At 37.7% G+C, this 18,127-nt stretch carries 17 protein-coding genes; 1 reads left to right on the forward strand and 16 read right to left on the reverse strand.

Going from position 1 to position 18,127, the window contains the following annotated elements:
* Nucleotides 1-128: 128 nt before the first annotated feature.
* From argF to ACE1MS_RS16630, 4 genes are all read right to left on the reverse strand, one after another.
* Complete coding sequence (gene argF / locus ACE1MS_RS16615) at nucleotides 129-1,094, reverse strand: ornithine carbamoyltransferase (RefSeq protein ID WP_031416420.1); 966 nt, start codon at nucleotides 1,092-1,094, stop codon at nucleotides 129-131.
* A gap of 295 nt (nucleotides 1,095-1,389) precedes the next feature.
* The gene (locus tag ACE1MS_RS16620) at nucleotides 1,390-2,910 is read right to left on the reverse strand and encodes a thiol-activated cytolysin family protein (protein WP_012295599.1); all 1,521 of its coding nucleotides are present in this window, start codon (nucleotides 2,908-2,910) and stop codon (nucleotides 1,390-1,392) included.
* A gap of 228 nt (nucleotides 2,911-3,138) precedes the next feature.
* On the reverse strand, nucleotides 3,139-4,227 hold the full coding sequence (locus ACE1MS_RS16625) for a M42 family metallopeptidase (RefSeq protein WP_008179256.1): 1,089 nt from the start codon (nucleotides 4,225-4,227) through the stop codon (nucleotides 3,139-3,141).
* Nucleotides 4,228-4,324: 97 nt separating this feature from the next.
* Nucleotides 4,325-4,810 (reverse strand): dUTP diphosphatase, encoded by a 486-nt coding sequence (locus ACE1MS_RS16630; protein ID WP_031416425.1) that lies wholly within the window; start codon nucleotides 4,808-4,810, stop codon nucleotides 4,325-4,327.
* 105 nt (nucleotides 4,811-4,915) lie between these two features.
* Between ACE1MS_RS16630 and ACE1MS_RS16635 the strand changes: the two genes are divergently transcribed.
* The gene (locus tag ACE1MS_RS16635) at nucleotides 4,916-5,308 is read left to right on the forward strand and encodes a hypothetical protein (protein WP_008179260.1); all 393 of its coding nucleotides are present in this window, start codon (nucleotides 4,916-4,918) and stop codon (nucleotides 5,306-5,308) included.
* 29 nt (nucleotides 5,309-5,337) lie between these two features.
* Here ACE1MS_RS16635 and ACE1MS_RS16640 read toward each other — a convergent pair whose 3' ends face one another.
* From ACE1MS_RS16640 to polA, 12 genes are all read right to left on the reverse strand, one after another.
* Nucleotides 5,338-5,601 (reverse strand): DUF1294 domain-containing protein, encoded by a 264-nt coding sequence (locus ACE1MS_RS16640; RefSeq protein ID WP_012295601.1) that lies wholly within the window; start codon nucleotides 5,599-5,601, stop codon nucleotides 5,338-5,340.
* Between the two features lie 134 nt (nucleotides 5,602-5,735).
* Nucleotides 5,736-6,095 (reverse strand): 50S ribosomal protein L20, encoded by a 360-nt coding sequence (gene rplT, locus ACE1MS_RS16645; protein ID WP_004226314.1) that lies wholly within the window; start codon nucleotides 6,093-6,095, stop codon nucleotides 5,736-5,738.
* Between the two features lie 55 nt (nucleotides 6,096-6,150).
* Complete coding sequence (gene rpmI / locus ACE1MS_RS16650) at nucleotides 6,151-6,351, reverse strand: 50S ribosomal protein L35 (RefSeq protein WP_004226312.1); 201 nt, start codon at nucleotides 6,349-6,351, stop codon at nucleotides 6,151-6,153.
* A gap of 31 nt (nucleotides 6,352-6,382) precedes the next feature.
* Nucleotides 6,383-6,886: a translation initiation factor IF-3 gene (gene infC, locus ACE1MS_RS16655; protein ID WP_012295602.1), complete on the reverse strand. Its 504-nt coding sequence runs from the start codon at nucleotides 6,884-6,886 to the stop codon at nucleotides 6,383-6,385.
* Nucleotides 6,887-7,299: 413 nt separating this feature from the next.
* Nucleotides 7,300-9,231: a threonine--tRNA ligase gene (gene thrS / locus ACE1MS_RS16660; RefSeq protein ID WP_036217398.1), complete on the reverse strand. Its 1,932-nt coding sequence runs from the start codon at nucleotides 9,229-9,231 to the stop codon at nucleotides 7,300-7,302.
* A 425-nt stretch (nucleotides 9,232-9,656) separates the two neighbouring features.
* Nucleotides 9,657-10,586 carry a primosomal protein DnaI gene (gene dnaI, locus ACE1MS_RS16665; protein ID WP_257216206.1) on the reverse strand — a complete coding sequence of 310 codons (930 nt, stop codon included), beginning with the start codon at nucleotides 10,584-10,586 and terminating at the stop codon, nucleotides 9,657-9,659.
* A 27-nt stretch (nucleotides 10,587-10,613) separates the two neighbouring features.
* The gene (locus ACE1MS_RS16670; RefSeq protein WP_036162294.1) at nucleotides 10,614-11,978 is read right to left on the reverse strand and encodes a replication initiation and membrane attachment family protein; all 1,365 of its coding nucleotides are present in this window, start codon (nucleotides 11,976-11,978) and stop codon (nucleotides 10,614-10,616) included.
* A 16-nt stretch (nucleotides 11,979-11,994) separates the two neighbouring features.
* The gene (gene nrdR, locus ACE1MS_RS16675) at nucleotides 11,995-12,465 is read right to left on the reverse strand and encodes a transcriptional regulator NrdR (protein WP_008176873.1); all 471 of its coding nucleotides are present in this window, start codon (nucleotides 12,463-12,465) and stop codon (nucleotides 11,995-11,997) included.
* A gap of 185 nt (nucleotides 12,466-12,650) precedes the next feature.
* Nucleotides 12,651-13,673, reverse strand: a complete 1,023-nt coding sequence (locus ACE1MS_RS16680) for a glyceraldehyde-3-phosphate dehydrogenase (protein ID WP_008176871.1) — start codon at nucleotides 13,671-13,673, stop codon at nucleotides 12,651-12,653.
* 204 nt (nucleotides 13,674-13,877) lie between these two features.
* The gene (coaE, locus tag ACE1MS_RS16685; protein ID WP_031418638.1) at nucleotides 13,878-14,471 is read right to left on the reverse strand and encodes a dephospho-CoA kinase; all 594 of its coding nucleotides are present in this window, start codon (nucleotides 14,469-14,471) and stop codon (nucleotides 13,878-13,880) included.
* 13 nt (nucleotides 14,472-14,484) lie between these two features.
* A complete protein-coding gene (gene mutM / locus ACE1MS_RS16690; protein WP_012295608.1) occupies nucleotides 14,485-15,357 on the reverse strand; it encodes a bifunctional DNA-formamidopyrimidine glycosylase/DNA-(apurinic or apyrimidinic site) lyase in 873 nt (290 codons plus the stop codon).
* A 12-nt stretch (nucleotides 15,358-15,369) separates the two neighbouring features.
* Nucleotides 15,370-17,997, reverse strand: a complete 2,628-nt coding sequence (gene polA, locus ACE1MS_RS16695; protein WP_012295609.1) for a DNA polymerase I — start codon at nucleotides 17,995-17,997, stop codon at nucleotides 15,370-15,372.
* Nucleotides 17,998-18,127: the final 130 nt, after the last annotated feature.

Genomic DNA, 18,127 nt, shown 5'->3' on the forward strand with positions numbered 1-18,127 from the left:
CAAGCATCGCGCGTGGTGATCATCCCTCTGTCTGTCAGCCACTTGTAGGTTATTCATATGGGCACCCTCTGTTGCGCATATAAACTCTATTTATTGTACTTTTCAACTCGAAAAGTATAGTTCAAATCTTACGCTAGAATTGATGCAAGAACTGCTTTCTGTGCATGAAGTCTGTTCTCAGCTTGCTCAAAAATGTAAGAATTAGGGCCATCAATAACAGATGTTGCCACTTCTTCCTCACGATGTGCTGGCAAGCAATGCAGGAACATGTAGTTCGGTTTCGCATATGCTACAAGCTCATCATTGATTTGGTAATCTGCAAAATCTTGCAAACGTTTTGCTGCTTCTTCCTCTTGGCCCATCGAAGTCCAAACATCTGCATAAACAACATCTGCCTGTAATACAGCTTCCACAGGGTCATGTGTCACCATAATTGTACTGCCATTTGCCGCGGCAATTGCTTGTGCGTTAGCGATCACTTCCGCATCACATTCATAGCCTGCTGGTGTCGCCACAGCTACATTCATCCCAACATGTGCTGAAGCCACTATTAAAGAATGTGCTACATTGTTGCCATCTCCTACATAGGCAATTTTAAGTCCCTTTAAAAAACCTTTGTTTTCTGCAATTGTTTCTAAGTCCGCTAAAGCTTGGCATGGATGATAAATATCTGTTAATCCATTGATGACGGGAATAGCCGCATGCTCTGCTAGTTCCTTCACCATTGCGTGGGAATTTGCTCGGATCATAATCCCATCCAAATAGCCTGATAAGACATGTGCTGTATCGTAAATGGATTCACCACGGCCTATTTGTAAGTCACGTGCATGCATAAACATACTTTTTCCACCTAGCTGATTCATACCAACTTCAAAGGAAATACGAGTACGCGTTGAATGTTTTTCAAAGATCATACCAAGTGTTTTGCCTTCTAGTAATCTTGGACATTTCCCCTCTTTGGTAATCATTTTAAGCTGAGTTGCTAATTCAATAAGTTCTTTAACTTCTTGACTTGTATAGTCAAGCAACGTTAATAGGTCTTTTCCTTTTAAACTAGAAACTAACTTTAGCTGTACTTCTTCGAGTAATTTCATGGCCTTCGCTCCTTGTTTCATTGCTGTTGAAATCAGTATATCATGCATAAATATAAAATCAACTGAATTTTTATAATTTTTTTTCGATAAATATTAAATGTGACAAAAATTCGTCATATTGAATATTTATGCATAATAACATTTTTTAAGATTGAATCCTTTGTAGTTTAATTATAGAAAGGGGTATGAATAAAGAAGGAACATGGGGCAGTTATTGAAAGAACTTGAAAACGTAAAAACCTCCTAACAATAATTTGTTAGGAGGTAAAAATTCTTTATCTTTATATACGGCTACTTACTCGATACTGCCTGTTGGGTATAATGTAGTTCCTCCAATGGAGACTTTGATTTCATTAGACAATGGAACATTATATTCATCAATAACCGTTCTCCACCATTCCCAAGCAAGACCTGTACATTCTCTTGCATAAATTCTTATATTTTTCGAATTAGCCGGAAGCGGTATGACTGTAGAAAAATGAGCTGTTTTATCTCTCCAGTTTCCATCCCACGTTTTATGAGTTAATACTTCATTTCCATTCTCATCATAGGAAAATTCATCCCATGCTATTTCAAATTGAGCAACGTATGCACCATAATGATCAAGGATGATCTTGCCTTTAGAATATTCTGTAGCTGTCGTCTCAATATAATCTGTATTATTATGAACAGCAGCAATTGAATGATCCTTTAAGAAAACACTTGTATAGGAAATTGGATAAGCTGGATTTTTAAGACTAAATTCTCCATTATCTTTAATGACTTCTCTAATATCATTAAAGTCCTTTGAGACAATTTGATTATGCTTTTGTGAATCTCCGCCTAATACTACAGCCGTAAAGGAACTTTCCTCAAAAATATCCTTGTATTGTGCACTAGTTTCTACATTCGTGTTAACATTCTTCAGTAATGCTTTAAATGCTGCTTGTACATCCTTACTCTTAGAGCTTGTTTCTAATTTCACATAAATTGTTCTACCATAAGCTACATTCGACACCATTACAGGAGGAGCATCATTGCTTACCCCTTTACGAGTTAGCTCTGCAAAATCAACACTATCATCGAAAAGATCTGATGGATTGTTAGGCAGTTCTGCACTTACCGTATAAAAAATTTGTTTATATGCGGCAACCATCACTTTTTTCTCTCCATTCGCAATCGCATTAAAGTCAATTCCCAGTGAATTGTCGAGAACTTGGGCGTTTACATTCAAAGCGCTTGCTATTTGAGATTTGCTATAAACCATTGATTCTGAATATTGTAGTCTTGCAGGTAAAGTATGTGTAGAGGAATATTTCTCGCTCCAAGTAGATACTAACTCATCCACGGCTCCAGATACATTACCATATGTTGGATTATCAACAGTCAAAGTATTTTCTCTTTTCATACCAGGTAAATCAATGCTAATATTTAGGGGTTTTCTTTTAGCCACCAATAAGTTGGGTTGATTGTCTACAAAAGCTTGGTTGGCAAGTTGTAGGGCTCCTGGATATGTACGATTCGCCATCGAATCAATAATTGATATATCCACTGGTGAAGTTGTCAGTGATTTCTTATTGCGCTCCACCACTATAAATTTATCATTGGAGTTAAGCCCTTCTTTTGGAACAAAGCTATCAACTCTGTCACCATTCACTGCTAGTACTTCCCTGTTGTTGTAGTTCAAGTTTGCTATACCCGTATCAATGTCAGATTTGCTTTTTACACTAGAACTATTAGTATCAAGTGTTTCAGCAAATGAAATACTTGGATAATTTAGAATGCATAAACTAATAGATAAACATAATATAAACTTGATTGTTTTTTTAATTCCCAAATAAATCCACTCCTTTTATAGGAAATTATACCATATAAAAATAATTTTCAAATATAGTATTTTCGTTTCATTTTTTATTGTGCAAATAATATGTACTTATGATTATTATGATAACTATTATGTTAATTTTGTGCGATATGTCTACTATCTTTTTTCATTAACAAAAAAGCCTTCTAACATTTTAGTTAGAAGGCAAAACTACTGTTTATCTATTTACTCTCCATTCAATCAGTCGAATGTAATTTTATTGACTGCATCACGGTCTAATTTTTTAATGACTTCAACCATTAATTTAACAGCGTTATCATAATCATCACGATGTAGGATACCTGCATGTGAATGGATATAACGTGTCGCAATACCGATGGATAATGCTGGTACACCATTTGCTGTTACATGGATGGAGCCAGCATCTGTACCGCCGCCAGCCATTGCCTCAAATTGGTATGGAATATTGTTTTCGTCTGCTACGTCTAATACGAATTCACGTAAGCCACGGTGTGAAACCATAGATGCATCATACACAACGATTTGAGGACCTGCACCCATTTTACTCGTTGATTCTTTAGCTGTTACTCCTGGAGTATCTCCTGCTACACCCACATCAACGGCAAATCCAATATCCGGTTGGATTTTATGTGTAGCTGTTTTAGCACCACGAAGTCCAACTTCTTCTTGCACATTTCCTACAGAGTAAAGAATATTAGGGTGTTTTTCATTTTGTAAAGCTTTCATTACATCAATAGCAATGGCACAACCAATACGATTATCCCAAGCTTTGGCCAATAAATATTTTTCATTTTTCATAACATTAAACTCGAAATATGGTGTTACCATATCGCCAGGACGTACGCCCCATTCAAGCACTTCATCTTTAGAAGCTGCACCAATATCAATAAACATATCTTTAATGTCTACTACTTTATTGCGGACATCAGCAGGTAAAATATGAGGTGGCTTTGAACCGATAACCCCTATTACTTCATCACCTTTACGTGTTGTAATTGTCACGCGCTGTGCCAGCATAACTTGGCTCCACCAGCCACCTACTGTTTGGAATTTGATAAAGCCTTTGTCATCAATTTGTGTAACCATGAAACCTACTTCATCTAAATGTCCTGCCACGACGATTTTAGGTCCGTTTTCATCGCCTACTTTTTTAGCGATTACACTACCTAGGTTATCTGTTTCTACAGTATCTGCATACGGTGCAATATATTTTTTCATGACCTCACGCGGTGCACGTTCATTACCTGCAATACCATTTGCATCTGTTAAATCTTTAAACATTTGTAATGTTGGATCTAGTTGTGTCATTCTTTTGCCTCCTACTTCTTATATCTATTTTATTATACTTCGTTTACCGAAATATTCCTAGCTTAATCGTCTGAAAATTGGTGTATTTCTTAATTATTTAATATCCTGTACGCTGACGATTATAATTTTCTTGGTTTTTTTCAATATAAGCATGAACTACATCTTCGAAAGTAAAACCAAGATTGTATGCAAGTAAACCATAGCATTGCCAAATTGCTAGATATCGATCCTCTGTCGGTTGCTCGATAAAAGCTAAAATAGCACTTTGTGTCTCTATAAATGTTGCTGTTAAATGTCTCTGTTCTTCTATCACAGGCCATTTTTCGATGGTTGTATAGTTCTTTAATAAGCCTAAGGAAAGGATAAAATGAATAGAATCCACATATTCTTCTAGAATGACTTCTCGTGCTGAAGGCCCTTTTGTACTCCAAAATTTAAAGCAGCGCGTTTCATTGGCTAGCTCAGCTAGCTCTACCAATAATGCTAGTCCTTTTTCTTGAAATACATCTTGCTGAATATTTTGAGTTTGCTCAATGAAATCATCCAGCTCTTTTTGCATCATAAACAATTGTTGTATATTCATTTTTTTCTCCTAAATTTCTAAAAAATATTTAAATAAAAGTGAAACTATTTGACCTCCCCAATCGTATAGGAAAGAATAACCTTTCTTCAAGGGGGAAATTTAAACATGTTGCCGTTACTAATTCGACTTGCTGTAATAGCGCTTATTATTTATGTATTTTATAAAGCGATTCGTTATATAACTGATCCTAAACGCAAACTTGACGAAGCCTATGAAAAAGGCCAATATTACTTTTATGATGACGTTAAAAATGTCCGGAAAAATTTCTTTATTTCCTATAAGGGTGCTCTTTTTGAAGGCGAAAAATACTTAGGTACAACAGAGGATGCCTTCGAGGTTGTCACTATTTTTGTCGGCGCACGTGATACTGCAACATTGCAGGGCTTTACAAAAGGCGACTTTGAATATTTACAGCAAGAAATACTATTGAATTATCCAAGTGCGAAAATCAATTGGAAGCAGCCCATTGAACAGCTTATGCGTAACACATCCTCTTGATGAGGATGTGTGTTTTAAAATGTTTTTATTTATATCCAAAGCTGTACGATAATAAAAATTTGGATGGCTGCCAGTAGAGGAAATCCAAAGGCAAAACTATTATGGCGTGTTTTGTGACGGAATAAATACATGCCAAGCACTCCACCTACTGCCCCTCCTACGATGGCTAGTGTGAACAAAGTACGCTCTGCAATACGCCATTCATGCTTTTTAGCACGCGATTTGTCCATCCCCATTAAAATGAGCAACACAATCGATATAATACTCATATAAGCTAATACTGCTTGTCCCATTTTCTACTCCTTTATCAAAAAAACGTATATGATTAATCTAACACAAAAAAGACTGATGGAAAAATCCATCAGTCTTTTTCTTCACCTATCGCATTCGCTTTCGGTGCAGAAATAATATTTAACTGAGTCAAATATTATTTAGCTACTGCTTTTTTAGCAGCGTCTGCTAATTGAGTGAATGCAGCAGCATCAGTTACAGCAAGGTCAGCTAACATTTTACGGTTAACTTCGATACCAGCAACTTTTAAACCGTGCATTAAACGGCTGTAAGAAAGACCGTTCATACGAGCAGCTGCGTTGATACGAGTGATCCATAATTTACGGAAATCACGTTTTTTCTGACGACGGTCACGGTATGCATATTGACCTGACTTCATTACTGCTTGGTTAGCAACTTTATATAATGTATGTTTTGAACCATAGTAACCTTTAGCTAATTTTAATACTTTTTTACGACGTTTGCGCGTCACTGTTCCGCCTTTTACGCGTGGCATATGAATTACCTCCTGCTTTTCATTAAAAAATGAATGTTAGTATTTTTGTAGTCAATTATTTCATGTAAACAAGTAAAGATTTGATGCGTTTGAAGTCACCAGATGAAACGATGTTTGCTTTACGTAAGTGACGTTTTTGTTTCGTAGATTTGTTTGCGAATAAGTGGCTTCCATAAGCACGGTCATATTTTAATTTACCTGAACCCGTTTTTTTGAAACGTTTCGCAGCTCCACGGTGAGTTTTCATTTTTGGCATGTCGAATTCCTCCTAAACTGTTCGTCTAATATTATTTCTCGTTCTTTGGTTGAAGAACTAAGAACATGCTTCGGCCTTCCATCTTCGGTTTTTGTTCTACCGTTGATACTTCAGCACAAGCTTCAGCAAAACGATCTAACACACGTTGACCAATATCTTTGTGTGTAATCGCACGACCTTTGAAACGTAGGCTACATTTTACTTTATCGCCTTTTTCAAGGAATTTAATCGCATTACGTAGCTTCGTTTGGAAATCATGTTCATCGATTGTCGGGCTCAGACGAACCTCTTTCATTACGATGACTTTTTGATTTTTACGAATTTCACGGTCTTTCTTTTGCTGTTCAAACTTAAATTTACCATAGTCCATGATACGAGCGACTGGCGGCTTGGCTTGAGGGGCCACAAGGACAAGATCCAAGTTTACACGAGCGGCGATTTCTAGCGCTTCATTACGTGTCTTTACACCAAGCTGGTCACCATTGTGATCGATTAATCGAAGTTCACGTGCGCGAATGCCTTCGTTTACATACATGTCTTTGCTAATAGTAATCCACCTCCAAGTAGTTGTCGCGAATACATGGTTTGGGCAAAGCCTTGCCCGGTTGAACGGTACATCCTCTTGTCATGTCCATAAAAAAAGGACGGACATTTTGAAGATGTCCGCCCGCTATATGTGCATGCGCAAGTCTACGCAAAACAATTCAACGTGTCATACCTGTTCACAGCCTTTAAAGCGTTGTATCAGGTGAGAAGCGGGCAGCCTCTACTTCAACCACAAACTTTGTATTCATTAACCTTAATTATATTAGCATGTATATGATAAGCTGTCAAATACTAATTTTCTTATCATTTCTAGATTGACCTACTATTAAATAATTTATACAACAGCAAGATTCATTTTATACAAAAAACCTCACTTATGCAAGTGAGGTTTTTTAAGAAAGATTATTTTGTAATTTCTGCTTTTATAGCTGCTAGGAAATTCTCAAAGCTAATTGTTTCGGAATCTTTTGAGCCATAGCGACGAACATTAACACCATTAGCTTCAACTTCTTTATCACCAATGACAAGCATATACGGAATCTTTTTCATTTGTGCTTCACGAATTTTATAGCCTAATTTCTCTTCACGATCATCCATTTCCACACGTAAGCCCGCTGCTGTTAATTGCTCTTCGATTTGTTTTGCATAATCGAAGTGTGCTTCATTCGATACTGGAATGACTTCTACTTGGACAGGAGCTAACCAAGTTGGGAATGCACCTTTATATTCTTCAATTAAGAAGGCAACGAAACGCTCCATTGTTGATACAACGCCACGGTGAATAACGACTGGACGATGTGGTTTGCCATCCTCCCCAACGTAGCTTAGGTCGAAACGTTCTGGTAATAAGAAGTCTAGCTGAACTGTTGATAAAGTTTCTTCTTTACCAATCGCTGTTTTTACTTGCACATCCAGTTTAGGACCATAGAATGCTGCTTCACCCTCAGCCTCGAAGTAATCTAAGCCAAGCTCATCCATTGCTTCTTTTAACATACTTTGTGCTTTTTCCCACATAGCATCATCATTAAAGTATTTTTCAGTATCAGCAGGGTCGCGATATGATAAACGGAATGAATAATCATTTAAATCGAAATCTTTATACACCTCTAAGATTAACTGCACGACTTTTTGGAATTCTGCTTTAATTTGGTCTGGACGAACAAAGATATGTGCATCATTTAAAGTCATCCCACGTACGCGCTGCAGGCCAGAAACTGCTCCCGACATTTCATAGCGGTGCATTGTTCCAAGCTCAGCAATACGTAATGGTAAGCTACGATAAGAATGCATGCTATTTTTGTAAACCATCATATGGTGAGGACAGTTCATTGGACGCATAATTAATGTCTCATTGTCCATTTCCATTGGTGGGAAAATAGAATCTTGGTAATGATCCCAGTGACCTGAAGTTTGATAAAGCTCTTTTGAACCTAATACAGGTGTATAAACATGCTTATATCCAAGAGATAATTCTTTATCGACAATATAACGCTCAATAACACGACGAATTGTTGCACCATTTGGTAACCAAAGTGGTAAACCTTGGCCGACCTTTTGAGAAGTTGTAAATAGCTCTAATTCCTTCCCGATTTTACGGTGATCACGTTCTTTTGCTTCTTCTAGCATTTGTAGGTGATGTTTTAATTCTTCTTTTTTGAAGAACGCTGTACCATAAATACGTTGTAGCATTTTGTTATCAGAGTTCCCTCTCCAATAGGCACCTGCTAATGATAGCAGCTTGAATTCGCGAAGTTTACCAGTAGATGGTACGTGAATACCACGGCAAAGATCGAAAAATTCCCCTTGATAATAAATGGACACTTGCTCATCTGCAGGGATTGCCTCTAGTAATTCTAATTTATATTCATCGCCAATTTCTTCATACATTGCTTGTGCTTCCGCACGACTTACATTTTTACGTTCTACCTCTAGATTTTCAGCAATAATTTTTTTCATTTCCTTTTCAATTGCTGGTAAATCCTCGGCAGTGATGGGTGTAGGAGAATCAATATCGTAGTAGAATCCACCATCAATGACAGGACCAATACCAAGCTTTACATCTGGGAATAAACGTTTAATTGCCTGTGCTGTTAAATGAGCTGTTGAGTGACGTAAAATCTCAAGTGCTTCTTCATCATCTTGTGTAATAATGGCAATTGTAGCATCTTCTTCGATTGGTGTTTTTAAATCTACCAATACACCATTAATTTTACCTGCATAAGCTTTTTTTCGTAAGCCAGGGCTAATTGATAAGGCTACGTCATCTGTTGATGTACCTTTTACAAATTCCTTTACAGCGCCATCTGGGAAAGTTAATTTAATCATTTCTGACATATTCTTTGCACTCCTTTGTTAAGTTGAATACATAATGATTGATTGTAGACTAATAAAGTGATTCAGCTGCCTATATGAGCGCTCTCCACAATTGGTCTAAGCGAAGTCTCCACATCTAAAATAATAAAAAAAGCCCCGTCCCTCACAAAAGGGACGAAGCGTATGCTCGTGGTTCCACCCTTCTTCCTTCCGACTTATCAAGTCAGACGAAGCTCAAGGCTAGCTAACGGGCTAGGGACCGGCGAAAGATTATCCCTTTCGCTGCTCAGCAGGTAGTAAATGATGCGTTCAAACTAGGAAGCTTTCAGCCGTTGACTTCCCTCTCTAGAAGCTGATACACAAAATTCATGTCCTCATCAATGCATATTGATATTTAGTATATGAGTCAGTATACGCTCGATTGTCGAAAAATGCAACTACCAATGTTACATCCTACGGTTATTGCCACGCATTTCAATTGGCTCTGTCAAGGCTTTAATACGCTCCATTATACGGCCTGCCTTAACAACCTCAATATCACCTTTTTGTGATTGAGCTAAATGGTGCTCTAATTCTCCATAATTAAAATTTGATGTAATAAACGTTGGCAATTGTTCCGCCATACGATAATGGAAAATAGTCCCTAAAATTTCATCCCGTGTCCAGGCGGTCATTGTTTCTGCACCTAAATCATCGAGCATTAAAACAGGTGCCTTTTTAATATAATCTATTTTTTCATTCAATGTATTATCGCCAATAGCATTTTTCATTTCCCGTAAAAATTCTGGCACGAAGACAACCACTGAACGTATTTTAATAGACGCTAGCTCATTGGCGATTGCACCAAGCACAAAAGACTTCCCCACGCCGAATTTACCGTATAAGTAAAAACCCTTTGATGGTAAATGACCTGATTCTTTTGTCGCTTTTACAAATTGTGCTGCTTTTTGGGCAATCATCACCCGAGACTCATCATCGATACTTAAATCTTGAATAGTTGCTTGAAGCACATCTTTTGGCATATGCATACTTGCAATCATATTCGCGACATCCCGACGCTCTTCTTCCCTGATCTTTTGCTCACAGCGTACATAATCAATTTCAACTGTATTCCGAACTACCCTTAGAGTAGGGAGGAAGCCTTTTAAATAGTTTGTACAATGTTCTGTGTTATCACAACCACAACATTCCGTAGATTGACTAATAAATTCATGCAGCTTAGGTAAATTTCGTTCGATATTATCATAGCTTAATTCATCTGCATGACGTGCAAGAAATTCCTGTACTCGGGGATTATCTAAAATTTCACGTCGCATAGCTTCATAGCGTTCTTGAAACGAGGGTACATTAATAGCTCGTTTTAATGGTCCATTTATTGGTTCGATTGTTGTTCACCTTCTTTACTATTCACTTTTCCCTAGCATTTCTAATATTTTTTGACGTTCTTTTTCAAAATCTATCGTGCTAGAAGTACTTTCCTCTTGTTTCTCATCACGTTTATAAAACCACTCAGGGACTTTTTCTTCTCGTTGATGTCCTGAACGTCCCTTAACACGCTGACTCGTTTTAGTGGTCGTTTGAGGTTTATTTTTCCAAGTTGTATATTTATCATGCTCTTGGCGTGCAAGTTCCATTGCTTCTTTAGCGGTTTGAATATTTTTACGAACCCAATGATCCGCAATCGTTTCCACATATTTTTTAGGTAACTTCATATCCGTTGTTAACATAACATACTCTAGCAAAGCATTGACTACCCCAACCGGCATGCCATGCTGTACAATCAAGCTTTCCGCAAGTTGTACAGAGGTTTGCAAAGGTTCTTTTCCATTATTAATGTCACGTAACACTTGAATAGGAGCTGTAGTCTCTAAATAGTGTTGTAGCTCCTGATCCTTCGTTTTTTGTCCCGTTTCTTCTAATGGCAACTGTTCGCTAACTCTCGCTATTTTTGGCGGCTCTTTTGACACAGTTAACTTATAGAAATCAGCAGCTGCCTTGCGTAAGCGCTCTTGAGAAATTCCTAAATCATCGTCTAAAGCAAGAATCACCACTTTTTGCATATCGAGCGCTGTTAAATGATATAAAAATGCTAGCTTTGCGATAGCCTCACGAACTTCTAATGTCAGTAAACTAGACGGTACCAATTGCTCGGATAACCCTGCTTGTAACAAATCGAAGTCAAATTGCTCCAAATAAAAAGGATACACCCTTTGTTGTTTATCCTTACGATTCGTATCCACTTGTAAATCTGATGGAATATTGGAATGAACGGGCTTATAGACATCTATAAAGGCACGAGATACATCCTTTAACTCCGCGTCCCTTACAGGGGATATAAAACGTTGACGCAAATTACGATATGCCTGCTCTCCAATTTTGCTAAATAAAAACATCGACAACAACGGGTCTTTCATAAAGCTTTCTGCATCTAATGGACGCTGTAGCTCATATAAAAAACTCCGCTCACCAGCATTTTCTTTTTTCCATGTACGTAGTAAACCAATCGCTTCAAGGGCTATTCGTGCCTCAAACACTTTACCAATGGGCAGACCAAGCACATTCATTAAATAATAATGTGTCATTTGCTGCTTTGGTATCTGCTCTGCTTCAGCCCATAAAGTTAAGTATAGGCTGATGGGGTCTGAGCCCGTTAACGGTTGATAGAATAATGTTACTAATTGACGCTCTTGAGTAGAAAATGCATGAGGTAGACGAATGTCAAAAGGATCGCCAGGCTGCAATTCCTTATATAAATGAATCAACGTCATTCATCCTCTCTATTTTCTATGATTTCTGCTCCGTTTGACGTTGAATAATATCTTTAATCTCCTCGATAAAGACATTGATATCTTTAAACTGTCGGTAGACCGATGCAAAACGGACATACGCCACCTCATCAATTTTGGCTAAGCGATCCATGACCAATTCACCGACATCTTCTGAGCGTACCTCCGAATTTCCAATACGACGAAGATCTTTTTCAATTGATAGGACAAGTTGCTCCAGTATATCAAGCGCAACTGGGCGTTTCTCACAGGCACGAATAAGGCCACGAAGTACCTTTTCACGGCTAAATTCCTCTCGTGAACCTTCCTTTTTCACTACAACTAATGGGGTCTCTTCAATTTTTTCAAACGTTGTAAAACGGAAGCCACATGACTCACATTCACGACGTCTACGAATTTCTTTGTTATCATCTACTGGCCTCGAATCCACAACACGCGTTCCGTTAAATTGGCAAGATGGACATCTCATATAATTACTCTCCTGGTTTACAACAATTTAATATTTCTATTATAACAAATTTCCTACATATAAGAAAAGTGCATTCCCGTAGTGAGCTCATGATAAACCTAAAGCACTTAAAGTACAAGGAAAGTTTTTTTAAAAAAGCACATTGAAACCCGTTAGATTTCAATGTGCTCAAGATAAAAATATTATTATGCGTTAACTGTTTCTAATGCATTAGCTACTTTTTTCACTAGGTCCACAACACGCGCAGAGTAACCCCATTCATTGTCATACCAAGCAAGTACTTTCACTTTACGGTTACCTAATACCATTGTGGAAAGCCCATCAACTGTTGATGAGTAAGTCGTTGTGTTGTAATCAGAAGATACTAGTGGTTCAACTGAGAAATTTAAAATACCTTTCATTGGACCTTCTGTTGCAGCTTTTACAAAAGCTGCATTAACAGCATCAACTGTTACATCTGTATTTAAATCTACTACAAGGTCCACTAAAGAAACATTTGGTGTTGGAACGCGAAGTGCCATACCATGAATTTTACCTTCTAATTCAGGTAGAACTAATTTTAATGCTTTGGCAGCACCTGTAGATGTAGGAATAATTGATTGTGCGCACCCACGTGCACGACGTAAATCTTTATGTGGATTATCTAAGTTCTTTTGATCGTTTGTATAAGCATGAACAGTTGTCATCAAACCATTTTCAATACCAAATGTATCATTTAATACTTTTGCTACTGGTGCTAAGCAGTTTGTTGTACAAGAAGCGTTTGAAATTACATCATGTTTAGCAATATCAAGTTTGTCATCATTAACACCTAAAACAATTGTTACATCTTCGTTTTTACCAGGTGCTGTTAAGATAACTTTTTTCGCGCCAGCCTCTAAGTGCATTGCTGCTTTGTCACGTTCATTAAATTTACCTGTAGCTTCTATAACGATATCAACACCCATTGTAGCCCAAGGTAATTTTAATGGGTCGCGTTCGCTAATAATTTGAACTCGTTTGCCATTTACAACTAAAGCATCGCCTGCTGGTTCTACTGTACCTTCAAATGTTCCGTGATTTGTGTCATACTTAATCAAATGTGCTAACGTTTCTGCTGGATAGCTAGCGTTAATAGCAACAATATTTAAATTTTCTTGTACGATCGCTTGGCGGAAAACCATACGTCCGATACGTCCGAAACCATTAATAGCAATTGATACTGTCATTTAAAAATCCTCCTGTGAGTACATACTCAGATTAATTATATACTTTATGGTGATTAGTATAACACAATTTTAAAAAAGATGAACATTATATACTCATATTATTAAAGTTCTTATTTTCTGAAAAATTATCTCTTATTATGGCATTCACCCATAAAAAAATGTGTAGCAAGATGTACTTGCTACACATTTTTAGTCTGAAGCCATTTAAATTACACCCCAGAAAGCTAGAATTTTCTTTAATTGTTCCTCTGTATTTTCCAGATTCTCATTATTATAAATGACTGCATGAGCTCCCTTTTCTTTCACAGACATAGGCAACTGTGAATGCATGCGCGCCAAGGCATCCTCTTTTGTTAAATGATTGCGTTCCATTAAACGTCGAAGCTGAACCTCTTCACTTACCGACACTACAATGATACGCTCTACAAAATGCTGAAGCTTACTTTCAAATAACAGGGGAATATCCATGACAACATGTTCATGACCGCCCTCTAAATAGGCATCCCGTTGACGTAGCATTTCCTTTCTAATGGCCGGATGCATAATATCATTTAAAATTTTTCGTTTGGCTGGCTCATGAAAAATAATATTTCCAAGCATTGTCCGATTCAAATTGCCATCCTCTAGTAAAATATCTTGGCCGAAGTTTTCTGCAATAAATGCCAATGTCTCCGTTCCTGGTTCGACAACATCTCGCGCTACAATGTCTGCATCCACAATCGGTAATCCTAGTTCGAGCATCATTTTTGCTACTGTACTTTTTCCGCTTGCAATACTTCCTGTAAGTCCGATAATCATTGTTAAATCCCCTTTAATGTTGACAATTTGGGCAAAAAGACGACGTCCGCCCACCAATCGTCATTTGACTTGTTGCTGTTTCACAGGCGGGGCATATTTTTTTCCCATACATTTTCAAACGATTCTGCATGCTCCCAGCTTCCCCATTAATATTTCGATAATCAGAGATAGTTGAACCACCTGCTTCTATACTTTGACGTAAAACAGCAACGATCTCCTCAAATAATGCTCGTTTGCGCTTCTCACTTATGCGGTTCATTTTTCGTGCAGGATGAATTTTCTGAGCGAATAGCGCCTCCGTTGCATAAATATTGCCACAACCCGAAATGACTTGACCATCCATAATCACTTCTTTTACGGCCTTATTCGCATATTTCGGTAATGTAGATTTTGTTATAAAAAATTCACACGCTAATTCATCAAAGGGCTCTGGTGCCATTTTTGTTAATGGTATATGATCTTCAATTTTTGCCAAAAATCGTAGTTCACCAAAACGTCGTATATCTGAATAAATTAAGTAACCACCATCAGCCATCTTAAATGTTGCATGTATATGCTTTTGGAATTTGGCTTCATTGATGTCTTCTGGTGAATTTACAACAAACCATGCACCTGTCATTCCTAAGTGACTAACAAGAACATAAGGAACCTCATCTTTCAATAAATGAAAGAAAATATATTTCGCACGTCGTTCAATTTTTGTAATCGTCATTTCAGACAATGTTAATTCAAATGCATCAGGCTCCGCTTGTTTAACAATACATTGTTTCCCCTCACTAAAAGAAAAGTGTACCCTTTCAGATAGCTGAACATGTTGAATTGTACGTCCTTCAACCTTTGGCTTCAATGCCTGGACGACACCTTCTACCTCTGGTAACTCAGGCATTTGAACCCCTCCTTATTTTGCTTCATACCATGTCGAACCATGGTTAAAATCTACTTTTAGCGGTACGGAAAGCTCAATCGCATTTTCCATTACCTCTGGTACAATTTTTTCTAACATCGCAATCTCTTCCTTAGGTGCTTCAAAGATTAATTCATCATGCACTTGTAAGAGTAGCTTTGCCTGCATATTTTCCTTTTTTAGTCGAGCATCCATATCAATCATTGCTTTTTTAATAATATCCGCAGCACTTCCCTGAATCGGGGTATTCATAGCCGTACGCTCAGCAAAACTTCTTAAATTAAAGTTCGAGCTTGTGATATCTGGTAAATACCGACGTCTATTTAAAATCGTTGTGACATAGCCATTGAACTTCGCATTTTGCACAATATCATCCATATACTGTTTGACGCCTGGGAAACTAGCGAAATATTTCTCAATAAAAGTTGCCGCTTCCTTACGGGTAATATCTAGATTTTGTGATAGACCATAATCACTGATCCCATAAACAATCCCAAAGTTCACAGCCTTTGCTGCACGACGCATATTACTATCAACTTCTTCTTCGGATACATGGAATACATCCATCGCTGTTCGTGTATGAACATCCATCCCTTCACGGAAGGCCTCTACAAGGTTTTTATCTTCCGACATATGAGCGAGTACACGTAATTCGATTTGCGAATAATCCGCAGAAAACAGGATCCAATCCTCTTTTGAAGGGACAAATGCTTGACGGATTTTACGTCCCTCCTCTAAACGGATAGGGATGTTTTGTAAATTTGGATCTGTCGAGCTTAGTCGTCCTGTAGCGGTTAGAGCTTGTTGGAAACGAGTATGCACCTTGCTATCCTTTTCATGTATTTCCTTTAGCAACCCTTCAATATAAGTAGATTGTAATTTACCAAGCTGACGATATAACAGAATATATTCAATAATTGCATGCTCTGATTTTAATTTTTCTAATACATCAGCAGCCGTCGAATAGCCCGTCTTCGTTTTTTTAATAACAGGTAAGCCCAATTTATCGAATAAAATAACACCTAATTGTTTTGGTGAATTAATATTGAAGGTTTCTCCTGCCTCCGCATAAATTTCTTGTTCAAGTACGACAAGCTTATCGTTAAGCTCTTGTCCCATTTTTTCTAGCGTGGCACGGTTAACAGTAATGCCTTCACTTTCCATCTCACCTAAAATGGCTGCCAGAGGCAATTCCAACTCTTTATAAAGGTCAAATTGTTCATTTTCTTTTAATAATGCCTCTAGCTTCGGCTGTAATGACCATACAGCATAGGCTTTTCGGCTAACATGCTGAGCAAGCTTATCTATTTCAGGTACAGCACGTTTAGCTCCCTTTCCATAGACCGTTTCATCTGCTTGTACATCATAATACCCAAGCTCTCTTGCAAGAGTGGCAACATCATCTCCACTAAGTCCGGGATTATTAATATACGAAGCAAGCACTAAATCAAAATCAACGCCAGCTAATTGAATACCTGCTCGTTTTAATGCCGCTTTAGACGCTTTGGAATCAGACATATATTTTATTTTTGATGAATCCTCTAACCAGCGACGTAGTATATCTGATTTTGCCGCAATCTCAAAAGGAATGTATTGAGTCTTTGTTCCATCAGATAATGCCATCCCTAGTAGCGCACAAGTGTGGTAATGTTCATTCTCTAGCTCCACATGCACAGCCATCACATCTTGTAAGTCTTCTTGGCGTACTTCTTGAACTTGTTCAAAATCAAAAGGTGTTTGCTCTTGCTCTTGCACAGTAAAATCACTTTTCTCGAGCAGTGATTTAAAGCCCAGCTCACGCCATACATTCATTAATTCTTCTTCATTTGGTCCGTTGTAAGCGAGATCAGTTAGTGAAATGGTAATTGGTGCATCTGTATAAATCGTTGCCAGTTTCTTACTCATAATAGCCTGCTCTTCATTGGCTACCAGCTTTTCTTTCATTTTAGAAGCTTTCAATGTATCCATCGCCTCATAAAGTGCCTCAACGGAGCCATGCTCTTTTAATAGTTTGACGGCAGTCTTTTCACCAACACCTGGCACACCAGGAATATTATCTGAAGAATCACCCATTAAGCCTTTCATATCAATAATCTGTAGCGGCGTTAAACCGTACTTTTCTGCAATAAAGGCCGGAGTATTTCTCTCAATTTCTGTAATCCCCTTTTTCGTTATATAAACTGTTACTTGCTCCGTCGCAAGCTGTGTTAAATCACGGTCACCAGAAACGATAATCACATCCATATCCTGTGATGAAGCTTCTTTCGCCAGCGTCCCGATAATATCATCCGCTTCATATAAATCTTGCTCGTATTGTTTTATTCCATAAGCATCAATTAGCTTTCGTATATAAGGGAATTGCTCCGATAATTCTGGTGGAGTCTTTTGTCGTCCACCTTTATATTCTGTAAAAGTTTCATGACGGAAAGTTGTTTTTCCTGCATCAAAAGCCACTAAAATTTTCGTTGGTTGTTCTTCCTCTAATATTCTTTGTAGCATTGTTGTAAAGCCGTATACAGCATTTGTATGAATACCACTATCATTCGTCAACAATGGCAACGCAAAAAACGCGCGATATGCTAAACTATTACCGTCCAATAATAGTAATTTTTCTTTTGTCATAATATGATCCTCCTGCGTTGTCTTCTACTTCCTTCTACTTTATCATAACAATACATTTCAAGTAAAAAAAAGCAGACGGTCATCCCCTTGGATATTCGCTACTTTCGAGTCGCTATCCGTCATTCTCTTG

It is taken from the genome of Lysinibacillus sp. fkY74-1, from assembly GCF_053165895.1.

What these genes read in the sequence shown, in the direction of transcription:
- argF (WP_031416420.1), bottom strand. Translation starts at nt 1,094, where the DNA reads ATGAAATTACTCGAAGAAGTACAGCTAAAGTTAGTTTCTAGTTTAAAA.
- ACE1MS_RS16625 (WP_008179256.1), bottom strand. Translation starts at nt 4,227, where the DNA reads ATGACACAACTAGATCCAACATTACAAATGTTTAAAGATTTAACAGAT.
- ACE1MS_RS16630 (WP_031416425.1), bottom strand. Translation starts at nt 4,810, where the DNA reads ATGAATATACAACAATTGTTTATGATGCAAAAAGAGCTGGATGATTTC.
- ACE1MS_RS16635 (WP_008179260.1), top strand. Translation starts at nt 4,916, where the DNA reads ATGTTGCCGTTACTAATTCGACTTGCTGTAATAGCGCTTATTATTTAT.
- ACE1MS_RS16640 (WP_012295601.1), bottom strand. Translation starts at nt 5,601, where the DNA reads ATGGGACAAGCAGTATTAGCTTATATGAGTATTATATCGATTGTGTTG.
- rplT (WP_004226314.1), bottom strand. Translation starts at nt 6,095, where the DNA reads ATGCCACGCGTAAAAGGCGGAACAGTGACGCGCAAACGTCGTAAAAAA.
- rpmI (WP_004226312.1), bottom strand. Translation starts at nt 6,351, where the DNA reads ATGCCAAAAATGAAAACTCACCGTGGAGCTGCGAAACGTTTCAAAAAA.
- infC (WP_012295602.1), bottom strand. Translation starts at nt 6,886, where the DNA reads ATGTATGTAAACGAAGGCATTCGCGCACGTGAACTTCGATTAATCGAT.
- thrS (WP_036217398.1), bottom strand. Translation starts at nt 9,231, where the DNA reads ATGTCAGAAATGATTAAATTAACTTTCCCAGATGGCGCTGTAAAGGAA.
- ACE1MS_RS16670 (WP_036162294.1), bottom strand. Translation starts at nt 11,978, where the DNA reads ATGACGTTGATTCATTTATATAAGGAATTGCAGCCTGGCGATCCTTTT.
- nrdR (WP_008176873.1), bottom strand. Translation starts at nt 12,465, where the DNA reads ATGAGATGTCCATCTTGCCAATTTAACGGAACGCGTGTTGTGGATTCG.
- ACE1MS_RS16680 (WP_008176871.1), bottom strand. Translation starts at nt 13,673, where the DNA reads ATGACAGTATCAATTGCTATTAATGGTTTCGGACGTATCGGACGTATG.
- coaE (WP_031418638.1), bottom strand. Translation starts at nt 14,471, where the DNA reads ATGATTATCGGACTTACAGGAAGTATTGCAAGCGGAAAAAGTACAGTA.
- mutM (WP_012295608.1), bottom strand. Translation starts at nt 15,357, where the DNA reads ATGCCTGAGTTACCAGAGGTAGAAGGTGTCGTCCAGGCATTGAAGCCA.
- polA (WP_012295609.1), bottom strand. Translation starts at nt 17,997, where the DNA reads ATGACAAAAGAAAAATTACTATTATTGGACGGTAATAGTTTAGCATAT.